Below are 13,558 nucleotides of genomic sequence, written 5' to 3' on the forward strand. Positions count from 1 at the left end.
CACTAAAATAGATTGGTGTTTTCGAAGAGCGGGCTTTTCTAGCGTTATGATATTATAGTGCCAATAATGACGAAAAACCGCCATAAAATGTCACTATAATAACAATCTTGACTTAAAAGCATCAAGCGTTTGCAGGGGGAATCTTTATCATAACCATTTCTTGACAAACTCTTCCAATGGCATCGGACGGTCAAAGTAATATCCCTGCAAATAATCGACAGAATAGTTCTTTAATTGATTAGCCAATCTTTGGTTTTCAATTCCTTCTGCCACAATTTCCAGATGTAATCGCAGGGCGAGATCAATGATATTTTCCACAATATTTTTTGAAATCATATCAGTATTCATTTTGCTAACAAAGTTATGTCCGATTTTTACTAAGTTAACATTAATTTTTTGTAAATAATTGTAATTAGAAAAACCTGTACCAAAGTCGTCCAATGCAATTAATACGCCTAATTCATCCAACTTATTGAATAAATTAATAGTATAATTGTCGAGTTCCAATAATTCTCGTTCGGTAATTTCCAAAATCAGTTTGATGGAATCTGTGGGAAATGATTTCAGAAAATGATGACAATCATCAACTAATCTAACATCTTTATAATGTCTTGCACTAATATTGAAATTAAAATGGAAATTTGCAGGTAATTGATGAGCAATAGGTGAAAAATAATCTCTCACTTGAGTGATTAGGTTATGCGTTAAGGGAATAATCAAATCTGACTTTTCAATTTGTGCGATAAATTTATTTGGTGTCAACAGCCCATGAATTGGGTGTTGCCAGCGAACAAGGATTTCGCATCCAACGATTTCATTGTTTTTGCTACAAATAATTGGCTGTATGTAGGGAATAAATTGCTTGTTTTTAATCGCTTTTTTCAGGCGATATTCTGGAATGGTGATGGTTTTTGTGTGCTTATAAAAAAACACCGCAGAGATGAGTGTAAGCAGAGGCAATAAAATAAATACACATACTAATTCTACACCTGGTTGGATATTATCCCGATAATTGGAAAATAGTCTCCAGAATATAAAACCTGTGCTGGCAGTGATGGTGATGAATAACATCACAAACATCCGATACAGGGATCGGTATGATTTCAGATTCAGCTCCATCATATCTCCTTCTTGATAAAGCCCATTACTTAACAATAGGCTTGTTATCCAAACTATGCAAAATTTTATTAACTTGTTGATTACAAAAAAGAGGCTCTTTTTTTGAGAAAACAACCTCGGCTATGTTACAGGAAGAATTTAAAGACGGGAAATAGCTATACAGTAAGATCTGGGGGAAATTTTTATAATTGCTGAGGATGAGCAAGATAAACAAATATTTCTGCCATCCGTGGCTAAATCATTATTTGATTTATATCAATATATTATCAGGTTGAATGTAATAAATAGGGTTGTATTAAAATCCATTTTGTTTGCTTCATTGCATAGCCATTACGGTGTTGTTATCACAATGGCAACTCGGCGATTTTCTGCCCGACCTTTTGAGTTTCGATTATCGGCGATAGGTTGGCTTGGCCCTAATCCACGAGTTGTCAAATTTGTACGTCGCATACCTCCCTGTGTTAGTGCATCTGCAACCGTGTTGGCTCGTTTTAACGATAGCTGATTGTTGTAATTTACTTCTCCGTAGTTGTCAGTGTGACCATCAAGGCGTGCGTGGTGGATACCAATTTTGGATAAGACACTTGCGAGTTGTTTTAATTTTGCTTCACCTTCTGGACGCAAATGAAATTGGTTATTACCAAACAATACTTTTTCTGATATACCAAATAACCAACCTTCATCGGTTTGTTGAAATCCTTGTTGTTTAAGTGCGGCGATTTGTGCGGCCGTTAAAGAATCTTTGTTCTGGCAGGCGCTGAGAAAAAGTGCGCCAATAAATGCACAGATAAATATACAGTAACGATTTCTGCTCATAGAGGGTTCCTTGATAGATAGTTTAGTTTTGTTGTATCAGCGGAATACCAGCCACCGCCTCGTTGTTTAATGTGATACATCGCTGCATCTGCTTCAGAGAGCAGTTGCTCTGCCGTTAGCTCACCATTGGATAATGCGATGCCGATGCTGAGTGTGATACGTAAATGTTGCCCATTAGGAAGGAGAATGGGGGAATCCATAGCATGAATGATATTTTTAGCAACGCGTTCTGCATCTTCCTGGGTGGTAGAAGGCAATAGGATAGCGAATTCATCCCCGCCTAGTCGGGCAACAGTATCTGTTTTTCTTACTCTTCGTCTTAAGGTTGCGGCGATAGTGATAAGCACGTGATCGCCGGCGGCATGTCCATAGATATCATTGACATATTTCAGTCTGTTACCATCAATAAATAATATCGCTGCACTTTCACGCATAAATTTATCGCTCATGACGGTTGAAAGAACGCGCTCAAAAGTTGCCCGATTTGGTAAACCTGTTAGGGAATCATGTTGTGCTTGCCAGGTTAAAACGGCTTTTTCTGTTTGCAGATGGTGTTGCCACTCTTCCAGCTCTTCTAGCAGGTGATTGAAAACTTGGCTTAGTTCATGCAATTCAGCAATATGGGCAGAGGGTACGCGCCGTGAAAATGTTCGGCGTTGTCGCACATCATGGGCGACGGCTGTAATGTTTTGCAAGGCTCTGACGATGCCATCGTGCATACGTAATGAGAGGTAGAGTGAAATTACGGCGCTGAACAGCAGGCAGATAAATAGTACCAACAGGGCCTGATAAATAAATTTGATGATGTGGTCGCTGTTGCCAATTAACCAGACTGCTCCTACTTTTTGCTGGTGGTGATAAATTGACAGGGTGAAAGGTTCAGGAAAAAGCCAGTGCTCGACCAATTTTTTGAAATTGCCAGTACGGTGTTCCTGATTGGCTTGCCATCTGGCTAACACCTGCTGTTTAGCATCAAAAATCTTGGCTTCTGTAAAACCATCATGAACAGCAATCATTTCCAATATTTCGTTTGCTGCGGTTTTATCCTGAAAAACCACTGCTGCCTGTGCTGTATGGGCAATGGTTGTGGCAATCAGTTTTAAACTGTTTTCAGCATATTTCTGCATGGCAAGCAATGCCAGCAAAGATAAAAACAAGCCGACTACGGATAATATGATAAACGTAATGACCAAATGGATCCGGTGGAAAGCATGACGTAAAGTAGGGCGTGATAGCATCAGTGAATAACGTTTTTTCATAAGATTATTCCACCTTACGAGCCAATTGCAGGACATTCGGATGTACGCGCACGCCGCTGCGTGTCAGAATATCAAGATTGAGGCTAAATGTTGCCTGAGCGTTGTTAATGTTGAGGCAAAATGCACTGCCGATTTCACAGTTCGGGTTATTTTCAGCAATGGTAAGTAATGGTTTGTCATTTTTCAGGCTGATCACTTGGTGTTGAAGCTGTGGATCGACTTGACCATAGTAAATTACATCACATCTTTCTATGAGTTGTTCTACATTGAAATTTAGTGTTTCAACTTGTAGTTCTGTGTGATCAGAAATCATATTAATGTGGGTTAAGGCACTAATGTAATTGGATGGGGGAACCAGACATAGGTGCAGGGTAGTAGGTGTAATAGGCCAGTGGGTATAACTGATAATTCCAGAAACTACCCGTGCAACGTTTTCGTTAGGTGTTATTTTTTCAGTGGTATCAGGCATAGCCATTACTGCCGAATTACATGTGACGGTGATTAAGCATAAGGTCATCAATATCCATAGAAATAATCTGGAAATACAGTGTTTAAAAATAGTGCGTTTACAAAGATGATGAGTCCGTTCAATCATTTTCATATCGGGTTCCAGTATTTGTCTTTCATATTGCAAATAATCGTGTTGAGATTTTTGATAAAATTTATTCTTAGTCAGAACCTACCTCATTAAGGAAATGAAACTGAATGAGATAGGTTGTAAAGTTATTACCTGCCAAATAAGATTATTGGAAATCTAATTGATACCGCCAAGGTATAATTTCATTATTTAGTAAATAGATGGCTGTTTTTATATTGATACATCCTCATTGATTTCTATTATATGTCCTTGATTGTCATAAGTGATACTGGAAACCTTGCTTTGCCTTAAGGTATCTAACAACCCTTGTTCCAAAGTAAAACTCTGGGCTACTTCAGTGTGAGTTAATGCAGGTCGGTGACGACGGCGTTCTATCCTAAATCGACGTTGGTTGTATTTTGCCCAGCTAATGAGCAAAAATGCATTAAATATGGCGATAGCAATATAAATGGCGACAGTTCCCAGTTCTGAAGTAAATAATGTCGAAATAAAAGGCTTGGGGTTGTTATGGGAGGCGTAAAATAACCCCACTATGAATAAATAGACAAAACCCACCCAAGCCAGGATGGTCAACAGAATATCGATTAAACGAGGCCATAACCTTTGTTCGGTAAAAATCAAGGATTCTTTCATTATTCGATTCTCTCTATTCCTCTGTCAGGACTTTCCCAGCGAGCACGTTTTCTGTGTACTTTAAGCATCACTTTGGGAAAAGATACCAAGGTCGTAAATAGGTTTAGCATCCAATAAACCATCGGATACCAAATCACCCAGAACAGCGACGAGGCAACGTGTTTTTCATAGCGTCGTTCAATCACTAAACTGACGGTAAATTGGATCAGACAGGTAGCTGCTAAAACCAATCCCGTATACCCAGGTGGAAATAGTGTATAGACGCGAATGTTTTCCGGTAATGTGAGGAACATGCCGAGTAAAAATAAAATGATGGAAAGGGAAAATGTAAATGACCAGATAACGGAACAGCAGAATTCAGCAAATAACACCCACATGCGGCGATATTGCCATGACCACAATTGACGCAGGTTTTTCAGGAAAACTTCGGCTCCTCCCTGTGCCCAGCGTAACCGCTGCTTCCATAATCCCCGTAGGGTTTCAGGCATCAAGATCCAGCAAATGGCGCGGGGTTCGAAAAAGATGGACCAATGGTGTAATTGGAGTTTCCAACTTACATCGATATCTTCTGTGATCATATCATTACTCCAATATCCTACTTCAGCCAGCGCTCTGCGATTAAAGGCTGCAACAACACCTGAAACGGTAAAGACTTGACCATAAACCCTTTGGGTACGCTTAATTAGGCCAATGATGGAGGAAAATTCTCCAACCTGAATGCGCCCAACTAAGGTGGATCGTGTACGAACGCGGGGATTACCTGTAACAGCACCAACACGGGGATGATCAATCATAGGCTTAACCAGCCAAACAGCCGCATCGCGATCTAACAGAGCATCACCATCAATGCAGACCAGATAATCACTCTTCGCGGCAGCAGCACCCGCTTGAAGTGCAGTCGCTTTACCTTGATTCTGTTTCAGGTGTATCACCCTCAAGGCTTGATGTTGTTGCGCCATAACATTGAGTTCATCTGCGGTGTTATCGGTTGAACCATCATTGATAGCGATCACTTCAACATTGGGATAGCGTTGGTTCAGTGCTGCCAGCAGCGTTTCGCGAACATTTGGCCCTTCGTTATAGCAAGGGATCAAAATTGAAATCAGAGGCTGACCTTCAAGATGCGGGGCTTCTTTATCAATGATTTTCCAATGCCTTTCTCGATTGAACCAGAAATAGATCCCTCCGGAGATCCAGATGGCCGACATGAACAAAGGCCAGAAAAAGACAAATTTCAGCATGACTTCCCCAGTAAAGGTGATAGCGATGCCAAGAGGGATGCTCAATACAAGGCAGAGCACTACAAATGCAATAATACGATCAATCATTAAGTGGATACCATTCAGGAGAAAGAACAGGGCGAATCTCATTCATTTCTGGTTGATTGTTGAGAAAGTCATCAGGATAGTAACCGAAGCTCTGCGCACCATTGAGTTGCAATTGACGCATCCATTCTGCTAATTGGTGCCCTGGAATCGCTCTTTTATCCAGTGGATTGCGCCAATCTACGGATTGCAATTCAAAAACAGTTTTGTCCAGTGCTTGTGGGCGTTGTGCAATGATTTTCACCAATCGGGATAACCACTGATTGCTTTTGGATAGAGGCACATTTTCCATCAACGGCATTGCCATTGGGGCAACCCAATCGTAGTGAGTGAGGAAATCATCCAGATTTTGGGCAAACCACTCTTCGCTGTCTGGTTCCAAAATTGGTAGGGTAAAAATATTGCGCGCAGTTTTGAGTTGATAACCCCGTATTGACTTGAGTTCTCTGGTTAATTCATGAGTAAAATCAATTAGATATTGGCTTTTGAAACGCGTCCAACGGGCAAATTGTTCCGGATCTTGCCGAATTTCTGCAATGGAGGCAGATAAACCAGTGGCTTGATAAGTTTTGATAGCATCTGCCCCAGCATCTTCAAAATCAGACATGACTGCATCATCGTGATACAGGATGCCCTGAAAAATGGCATGAGAAGCCAAATCTTGATAAATCTCTTTGATTTTTTGGCGATTTTCTGGGTTATAAGGCGATAAGCGCCGGTATTGTGTCGGGTTTACAAACAATTTGTTGTGATTTTCGTCATAGCTCATCACCCGCGGGAGTGAAGGCTCCAGCTCAAATGCCAGAACGGGCATCCACGCATAAACTTCAATATTCAGGCGGCTGTGCAGTTGCCAGGAGACACGGTTAAATAAGTCGGCTCGCATCGGCAGCCAGCGATTAGGAAAATAGAGCTCACGTACATTGCCGTCACCTTTGGCATCAGCAAAGGCTTGCAGGAAAACGGTATTGACGCGTAGATCGGCAATGCGCTGAACAAGTTTGTCGAGATTCTGTGCTTGTTGAGCGGGATCTGGATCGTAAACATAGTCCAGATCAATATGGGCAATCCGTAAGATCTGTTTATTCTGTACCTGAATCACCTGCTCGGCAAACTCTTTCAGGGAAGGATTATGAGTGAGTAATATACGCGGAACATTATCAAGATTGTTGACGTTAGCCAGCCCATTGTCCAGAGTCAATGCCATTTTGTAGCCGTAGCGTTTGGCTATTTCCAGTGTAACACCGTTATCTATGCCATAAGGCCAAATCCAAACTCGTGGCTGTTTGCCTGTGGCAGCGGTAATTCTTTGGGTAATAGTAGCAATATCCTTTTCCATTCGCTGGCGAAACGCTTGTTCACTTTCATAGTTACCTGTTTTTGGATTGTAAATGCGAACGGCCGCCGCAGGCTCTGTATTGCCTTGTGGATTAGCGATGGCGCCATAATGATGCTGATAAGTATGGGAGCCAATTTCTACTAAACCAGAACGGGACATTTCAGCTACCTGTTCCCAGGTTGTGAAACGTTCCCGCGCTACCCTCAATCCACCAAAATCCACGGGTTTTTCGGCGGGTGCATCAACCCAGATCCCAACCGGAGCCAGAATGGCAGGCCAGTTATAAGCTTTCAGCAGCGGAAATACACGATGGTAGAAACTGCTATAGCCATCATCGAAAGTCAGCAATACGGCCTTGGGCGGCAATGGTGTTCCCCCCTGATTGGCGGTAAGAATTTGATCGACAGTAATCGGCTGGTAGCCATTTTCCCGCAGCCATGCAAACTGATCGTTTAATGCGCTGGTACGGACTGACATAAAACGCTGATCGGCGCCATCATCTTCGACATCATGGTAAGCGAGAACCACAAAACCATTTTCAGGCCAAGGGCGTTCATTCATGGAAAGCGGCCGTTGTGCTGGTGGAATGAAAGCAGGTTTTTCTGCGTATGCCAGCATGCTGAACTGGGAGATCAACAGGCTAACCAGTAGTGCCGATATCATCAACCAATGACGAAAAACGTTGTGTATCATAAAAAATCCTTTAGAACCGATAGATTAAATCAAAAGCAGTTTGCAGATTACTTTCTCGTTTACCGTCGTAAGGACGTTTATCCAGAGTGAGTCTTATCCCTGCATCAATGACGTCATTCCATTTAATACGTTGGCCATATCCGACCGTTGTGATTAGGTCACTACCGTACCCTTGCTGCCAATATCGCCCAATACCAGCCATAACTTGCTGGCTCCAGACGGTTTGATAGTGTCGATATATGATGTGATCTGCTTCCAGTTCAGGCAGGAATGTAAAGTCGTTTTTGGGATTGAAATAAGGTGTATTTTGCCGGGTATTGTGAGTTGTACTCAGTTCCAACTGCGCATCGATCTTTAGGTAAGAGGCGGTATATAGGCGTTGAAGGCCATCGATGCCATATTCAAAACGATGGTTGCCATCTGAAAAGAATGTAGGGGCAAAGCGCGCATTCCATTGACTACGTTCGCTGTATCTCCAACGAGTGTAAATTTGTCCGCCATTAGCATGGATATTATTACTCAAAGCACGCAGGGGGGTATTACGAGCCAGGCGTTCTGCGGAACTACCCAGTCGCCATTGATCATTGAAGTCATACCAGGCCGCGATTCGCAATCCCATCTTATTGCCATGACGATAATTACGTGTGGAAACTTCACCTTCCAGCCAAAGATCCCGCGAACGCCACTCTACACCGCCGCGTAAATCACGGTTAAAACCTCGGCCTTCTGGAAATTGACTGCGATTGTAAGCACCACCAGCAAATAAGCGCCAATTATCCTCAAAAGGAGGGCTATAAAGTACAGTGTCAATATCTGAACTGTGTTTTCCACTTTCTGGATTATCTGAATTAATGCCCTGATTGACCTTAATTTGCAGTTCTGACATATAATGCACATTACGCAGACGATCAAGGCGTTTAGCGAGCATATCTTCTGGTGCGCGTGTAATAACATCATCAGCTAGCAAATCCATCTGCCGCCATTCTTGCAGGGCAAGAGCGGTATAACCTTGTTGGATTTCCAACGGCAGATTACGGTGATCGAGTCCTTCAATTTGCTTTAATTCACTTTCAGAACGACGTGGCCAACCTCGCTCCAGCCAGATAGCTGCCAGGTCAATCCGTAATTTCTGGTTTCCGGGGGCAGTGCGGGCTAAATGGGTAAAGCGTTTTTCTGCTTCGGGAAGATCTTCACGTAATTGTGCAGACTCCGCTAAAAACTGCTGCCCTTGTAGCCAGTCATCATTCGGAACGCGAATGGGAGAGCCAAAGACATTAAGCATATAAGAATTGCGCTGCTTGATATTGGTAGCAAGTTGTTGAGCTGCATCCAGGCGCTCACTTTCCACATTTGCATAAAAAAGGACGATATCATCTTCAAGGGGGATATTGGGTGATGATATTTTCCCTGACGACGAGGCATTTTCATCGGGATGATTCAAAGAGGAATAGTTCAAAGAACGCAGAATACTCCGTGCTTTTTCTGGCTGGCGCAGATTCAGGTAGGCTGCTGCTGCCCATTTCTGCGCATATTCAGGAACATTTATGCCTTGTTTTTGTAAAGCCAGGTATTCATCAATGACTTCTTGCATCCGATAGCGAGAAAGGAGGGCACCAAGCCGATCAATACGCGCCTGTTGGTAATCTTGTTGTGCATCAGGCAGGTTGTGCCATTGATTAAGTATCTGTTCGTAGCGTGCAAGTGCCCTGTCAGCAATGTCAAAGCGCTCTTTTTCACTACGATTAGGGATCATTGATAAACGAACCAATTCTGCGGCGGCGTCAGCTTCCAGCCTGCGCAGTTGCGCTGTGGTCAATTGTGTAGTGTGCTGTTGTCCCAGGCGCCATGCAGGATCACTGATTCGATTGTTTTTTAGGCTGAACAGATAGTCTTGGATAACTTCTTGATTGTCGGGAAACCGTTTATGCGCGATAGAAAGCATTTGCATGGCATCCCATATCCGGCCGGCAGCTTGATCAACGTAGGCCATCAAACGGTAATTAGCAGCACTAGTCTTATCAGCTAATAAATCTTTTGCTAAACGGCGGGCTTCTGTGTCTTGTTTGGCATCGGCGAGCGTCATAATAAGGCCAGCTTTGATGTCTCGGTTCTGTTTGTCCAGAACCAGGGCTGTACGCCACATCTGTATTGCTTGTGACCACTGGCGTTGGTTGCGATAAGCGCGGGCAATCGCCGAAAGCCCTCTGGCAGGTATAGCCATTGAATAATAGCGTTGCCAGAGAGAAATGACTTCATCATCATATCCAGCCCAGCTTGCAACTTGTAACCAATCAGCAATTTGTGAGGAAGAAAGACGATGTTGTTTTTCTTCCTGACGAATATATTCGAGCATAGGGTTAGTATTACCATTTCTGGCTTGTTGAATTAATGCATCGTAATCTGCCTGCGCGGATTCCGTTGTTATTAAACAACCTAGTGATATAAATAACGATAACAACTTATACCGATATCTACGAAAGCCCATCGGATGGAAATAAAGATATGACACGCTATCCCCTTTTTATACTGCTTATTGATTTTACAAATAGCAGGGCCAGACGGAATTGAGTTTAATTTAGATTAAGGTGAATTTTTACATTCTTCATTTTTGAAGAGGGAAAATAATACGTACTGCGTGAATTTATATCAATGGGAAAATTTCGCAAAATAATTACAGGTATTTTGTTTTTTATTGGGATTATATCTATTTGTAATAATGCATAAGAATTACTCATCTATTTTGAGTGATTTTTATTTGTTTTAAATCAATTGGTTGTGATTTGTGTTTTTTGTTTTGTGAATATCTTGAAAAATAAGGTTTAATATTGAGGTTAATTTCAATAAAAAAAAACTTAGATTGAGTGTAAATATTTTTTATTACCGAAGTGTGAATGTTACTAGTTGTTGATGTTTTTATTTGAAATAAATTAGTGGGATTATATTAATTGATTTTTTCAGTATAAAAATGTAGTTTATTAATCGTGTCATGACTATATTTCGAAATTAAATGCTATTTTTAACCTCCAAAGTAGTCTCTTAAGAAATGACGGAAATATTACCGGATAGTAAAATGAGTATTTGATCATTTTCTTTTGCGTTGTCGATTGTGTGTGAATTTCAAACAATATTATACTGGTGATTTACATTAGTAATTATATGGGTATTGTTGTCACTTTATTTTATATTTCTCACTTATAGATAAAATATCATCAATTAAATGACAATTTCTTGAACTAAGATAAGGAAATCGTTTTTACCCGCATTAAGATCAAAACAGCCTTATATAATTATCTCTTATTCTTTAGCATCATTTTTGAAAAGAAGTTTTTGAGCACTCTATGTCAAACAGCGCACTTAACCGCCGCTGGGCGGAACTTTTATTGGAAGCATTAACCCGCCACGGATTGTGTCATGTCTGCATTGCTCCCGGATCTCGTTCAACACCATTGACATTGGCTGCCGCAGGAAATCGTAAGTTGATCTGTCATACCCATTTTGATGAGCGTGGATTGGGGTATTTGGCTTTAGGATTAGCAAAAGCGAGTAAAGAGCCGGTTGCGGTTATTGTGACGTCTGGAACAGCAGTTGCCAATTTGTATCCTTCTTTAATTGAAGCGGGATTGACGGGAGAACGATTGGTATTTCTCACCGCTGATAGGCCGCCTGAACTAATCGATTGTGGTGCTAATCAAGCCATTCGTCAGGTAGGCATTTTTGCTTCCCATCCCGCGCAAACTTTAGCATTACCACGACCAACTACAGAGGTTCCCGCCAGTTGGTTGGTTTCTTCCATTGATAATGCAATGTCAAACCTGAAAGGTACTCTACATATTAATTGTCCGTTTGCGGAGCCTTTGTATGGTAATGAGATGATGGCACATCAAGATTGGTTGCAAACATTGGGTGAGTGGTGGCGAGGGAATGAGCCGTGGTTGGCTCAGCCAGAAATGCATACCACAATCAAGGCCATTGATTGGGATATCTGGCAGAAAAAACAGGGAATTGTATTGGCAGGGAGAATGAGCGCAGAAGAGGGAAAATATGTTGCTCAATGGGCAAAAGAGATGGGATGGCCGATTATTGGTGATGTGTTGTCCCAAACTGGGCAGCCTTTGCCATATGCAGATTTGTGGCTGACTCACTCCCGCACTCAGGAAATTCTGGCGCAAGGGCAATTGGTGATCCAATTTGGTGCCAGCCTGACAGGTAAGCGACTATTGCAGTGGCAGGCTAAATGCCAACCTGAGCAATATTGGATTGTTGATCCCATTGTTGGCCGGCTTGATCCTGCAAACCATAGAGGGCGCAAATTCACTTGCAGTGTGACTAATTGGTTACGGGAACATCCTGCATATTCACAAACACCTTGGGCAGAGGAATTGCATTCATGGTCAAAAAGTGCGTTTAAGTGTGTTGAAACCAAGTTGACAGGAGAATTTAGCGAGGCAGCGGTTGCACATCAACTGCATCAATTGTTGCCAGGGCAGGGGCAATTGTTTGTCGGTAATAGCCTGATTGTGCGTTTGATTGATGCTTTGGGGCAGCTTCCCGTGGGGTATCCGGTCTACAGTAACCGAGGTGCCAGTGGTATAGATGGGTTGATTGCAACCGCAGCAGGCGTTCAGCGGGCAACAAATAAACCGACACTAACGATTATAGGTGATATCTCAGCCCTCTATGATCTGAATAGTCTGGCTTTATTACGCAATCTTTCTTCTCCCATGTTATTGATCATAGTGAATAATAATGGCGGGCAGATTTTTTCTCTGTTACCAACGCCACAAGAAGAACGCCAGAGTTTTTACTGTATGCCGCAAGATGTCAATTTTGATCATGTTGCTGCCATGTTCGGCCTGAATTATGCGGCACCACAAAATTGGCCGGAATTAAAACGGTGTGCCCAACGAGCATGGGATCGTAAGGGGACGACATTGGTTGAGTTAAAGGTCCCAGGCAATGCAGGAGCGGTATGCCTGCAAGAACTGCTAAAACAGGTGGCGGCTCTGTGAAACTAAACTGTCGAACGTTTCATTCGCATAACCAAGGGATATGGCTAGTTTGGTTACATGGATTATTGGGAACAGGCGACGATTGGTCTCCTATCGTAAATGCTTGTGATCAGCATCCTTCATTAGTTGTTGATTTGCCTGGACACGGTAATTCCGTCGATGTGAATTTGACCGGTGGTTTTGCCGAGATGAGTGAGTTGCTGATGGCAACCCTGACAGAGTATCAAATCAATGATTACTGTTTGATTGGCTATTCACTGGGAGGACGAATAGCTATGTACCATGCGATTTATAACAAACAGGATGGTTTGCGTGGGTTGCTGGTGGAGGGAGGAAATCCGGGACTGTTTTCCCAGCAGGAACGTGATGTGCGATTGCGCAATGATCAGCATTGGGCGCAGCGTTTTCGTCAAGAGCCAATGATGTTAGTCTTGGCTGATTGGTATCAACAACCGATATTTGCTGATTTAACAACGGCACAACGTGAGCAACTTATTCATCTGCGTAGTCAAAATAGGGGAGCTTGTATCGCAGATATACTGGAAAATACCTCTTTAGGGCGTCAACCTTGGTTATTTCCTGCTTTACAGCGGATATCTATTCCTTTCTCTTACTTATGTGGGGAAAATGATCGTAAATTCCAGAGCATAGCGCAGCAATATAGACTGCCATTAACAACCATTCCTCAAGTTGGACATAATGCTCATTATGGCAATCCTGTGGCTTTTGCTAGCGCAGTGAACTATTTTTTATCACTTTTTGGTTAA

Annotated in this window: 10 protein-coding genes; 2 read left to right on the top strand and 8 right to left on the bottom strand. The window is 42.3% G+C overall.

Annotation, left to right across the window (positions count from 1 at the left end):
* Positions 1 to 147: 147 nt before the first annotated feature.
* The 8 genes from Xentx_RS02025 to pgaA form a co-directional block, all read right to left on the bottom strand.
* The gene (locus Xentx_RS02025; protein WP_244149804.1) at positions 148 to 1,071 is read right to left on the bottom strand and encodes an EAL domain-containing protein; all 924 of its coding nucleotides are present in this window, start codon (positions 1,069 to 1,071) and stop codon (positions 148 to 150) included.
* Between the two features lie 378 nt (positions 1,072 to 1,449).
* Positions 1,450 to 1,935 carry an outer membrane lipoprotein YfiB gene (gene yfiB / locus Xentx_RS02030; protein ID WP_074018597.1) on the bottom strand — a complete coding sequence of 162 codons (486 nt, stop codon included), beginning with the start codon at positions 1,933 to 1,935 and terminating at the stop codon, positions 1,450 to 1,452.
* On the bottom strand, positions 1,932 to 3,194 hold the full coding sequence (gene dgcN, locus Xentx_RS02035) for a diguanylate cyclase DgcN/YfiN (protein ID WP_074018598.1): 1,263 nt from the start codon (positions 3,192 to 3,194) through the stop codon (positions 1,932 to 1,934). Before dgcN ends, yfiB begins: the two co-directional genes overlap by 4 nt.
* 4 nt (positions 3,195 to 3,198) lie before the next feature.
* The gene (gene yfiR / locus Xentx_RS02040) at positions 3,199 to 3,795 is read right to left on the bottom strand and encodes a regulatory sequestration protein YfiR (RefSeq protein ID WP_083600847.1); all 597 of its coding nucleotides are present in this window, start codon (positions 3,793 to 3,795) and stop codon (positions 3,199 to 3,201) included.
* A gap of 207 nt (positions 3,796 to 4,002) precedes the next feature.
* Positions 4,003 to 4,425 carry a poly-beta-1,6-N-acetyl-D-glucosamine biosynthesis protein PgaD gene (gene pgaD / locus Xentx_RS02045; protein WP_074018599.1) on the bottom strand — a complete coding sequence of 141 codons (423 nt, stop codon included), beginning with the start codon at positions 4,423 to 4,425 and terminating at the stop codon, positions 4,003 to 4,005.
* Positions 4,425 to 5,753: a poly-beta-1,6-N-acetyl-D-glucosamine synthase gene (gene pgaC, locus Xentx_RS02050; protein ID WP_074018600.1), complete on the bottom strand. Its 1,329-nt coding sequence runs from the start codon at positions 5,751 to 5,753 to the stop codon at positions 4,425 to 4,427. The genes pgaD and pgaC overlap by 1 nt, the downstream gene beginning before the upstream one ends.
* Complete coding sequence (gene pgaB / locus Xentx_RS02055; protein ID WP_074018601.1) at positions 5,746 to 7,782, bottom strand: poly-beta-1,6-N-acetyl-D-glucosamine N-deacetylase PgaB; 2,037 nt, start codon at positions 7,780 to 7,782, stop codon at positions 5,746 to 5,748. The genes pgaC and pgaB overlap by 8 nt, the downstream gene beginning before the upstream one ends.
* A 10-nt stretch (positions 7,783 to 7,792) precedes the next feature.
* Complete coding sequence (pgaA, locus tag Xentx_RS02060; RefSeq protein ID WP_208607525.1) at positions 7,793 to 10,291, bottom strand: poly-beta-1,6 N-acetyl-D-glucosamine export porin PgaA; 2,499 nt, start codon at positions 10,289 to 10,291, stop codon at positions 7,793 to 7,795.
* Positions 10,292 to 11,120: 829 nt separating this feature from the next.
* Between pgaA and menD the strand changes: the two genes are divergently transcribed.
* Together menD and menH are read left to right on the top strand one after the other, a co-directional pair.
* Positions 11,121 to 12,791: a 2-succinyl-5-enolpyruvyl-6-hydroxy-3-cyclohexene-1-carboxylic-acid synthase gene (menD, locus tag Xentx_RS02065; RefSeq protein ID WP_074018603.1), complete on the top strand. Its 1,671-nt coding sequence runs from the start codon at positions 11,121 to 11,123 to the stop codon at positions 12,789 to 12,791.
* Complete coding sequence (menH, locus tag Xentx_RS02070) at positions 12,752 to 13,558, top strand: 2-succinyl-6-hydroxy-2,4-cyclohexadiene-1-carboxylate synthase (RefSeq protein ID WP_074018604.1); 807 nt, start codon at positions 12,752 to 12,754, stop codon at positions 13,556 to 13,558. The genes menD and menH overlap by 40 nt, the downstream gene beginning before the upstream one ends.

This window comes from Xenorhabdus thuongxuanensis (genome assembly GCF_001908095.1).
Classification (GTDB): Bacteria; Pseudomonadota; Gammaproteobacteria; order Enterobacterales; family Enterobacteriaceae; genus Xenorhabdus; species Xenorhabdus thuongxuanensis.

Coding starts and splice junctions, on each gene's coding strand:
- pgaC (WP_074018600.1), bottom strand. CDS start 5,753: ATGATTGATCGTATTATTGCATTTGTAGTGCTCTGCCTTGTATTGAGC.
- yfiR (WP_083600847.1), bottom strand. CDS start 3,795: ATGAAAATGATTGAACGGACTCATCATCTTTGTAAACGCACTATTTTT.
- dgcN (WP_074018598.1), bottom strand. CDS start 3,194: ATGAAAAAACGTTATTCACTGATGCTATCACGCCCTACTTTACGTCAT.
- Xentx_RS02025 (WP_244149804.1), bottom strand. CDS start 1,071: ATGTTATTCATCACCATCACTGCCAGCACAGGTTTTATATTCTGGAGA.
- menD (WP_074018603.1), top strand. CDS start 11,121: ATGTCAAACAGCGCACTTAACCGCCGCTGGGCGGAACTTTTATTGGAA.
- yfiB (WP_074018597.1), bottom strand. CDS start 1,935: ATGAGCAGAAATCGTTACTGTATATTTATCTGTGCATTTATTGGCGCA.
- pgaB (WP_074018601.1), bottom strand. CDS start 7,782: ATGATACACAACGTTTTTCGTCATTGGTTGATGATATCGGCACTACTG.
- pgaD (WP_074018599.1), bottom strand. CDS start 4,425: ATGAAAGAATCCTTGATTTTTACCGAACAAAGGTTATGGCCTCGTTTA.
- menH (WP_074018604.1), top strand. CDS start 12,752: ATGCCTGCAAGAACTGCTAAAACAGGTGGCGGCTCTGTGAAACTAAAC.